Raw genomic sequence first — 552 nt, 5'->3', positions numbered from 1 at the left:
ATCGAATCTCAGGACTTTTCCGAAATGCTAGGGATTGTGCTTGACAATGCCGGCAAGTGGGCCAGTAGCAAAGTGGACAGTCGCATTGTGCTCGATGATGTCCTCAGGATTACCGTTGAGGATGACGGTCCTGGTGTTCCAGTAGATGACCTGCCTCGCCTTGGCCAGCGCGGCCGGCGGCTGGATGAAAGTCATCCTGGGTATGGCCTTGGCTTGTCTATTCTGTGGCAACTCATGACGCGCTATGCCGGGAAAGTGAGGTTTGAGCCCAGTGCACTGGGGGGCTTGTGCGTGAGGATGGAGGTGCCCATCAAGGAATCTACCGATTAATTGCGCATTTTCAGGCCTGTTTCAGGTTCGTCAGTCAAACTGGCTCGCGTCAAACATGGACGGGAGTCACACATGGCAAACTCGCGCGTCATCACGCACCCGATGTCACGTCGTCAGATCCTCAAAGGCGGTGCGGCGCTTGGCCTTGGGTCGGCAGCGGCCCTTAGCCTACGTCCTAGCTGGGCCAACCCCTGGGGTCAGACCAATGTCTATTCCAAGGGA

General features: G+C 56.7%; 2 protein-coding genes. Both read left to right on the top strand.

All coding sequences use genetic code 11. The annotated features are described in order from the left end of the window. Positions 1–330 (top strand): ATP-binding protein (locus AM506_RS23625; RefSeq protein WP_235576178.1); only part of this gene is annotated, 330 nt, incomplete at its 5' end. A 72-nt stretch (positions 331–402) separates the two neighbouring features. Next, a partial coding sequence (locus tag AM506_RS23620; protein ID WP_152968660.1) for a twin-arginine translocation signal domain-containing protein occupies positions 403–552 on the top strand: 150 nt, incomplete at its 3' end.

It is taken from the genome of Rossellomorea vietnamensis (assembly GCF_001305855.1).
Classification (GTDB): domain Bacteria; phylum Bacillota; class Bacilli; order Bacillales; family Bacillaceae_B; genus Rossellomorea; species Rossellomorea vietnamensis_A.
This window is presented reverse-complemented; position numbering and strand designations above follow the sequence as displayed.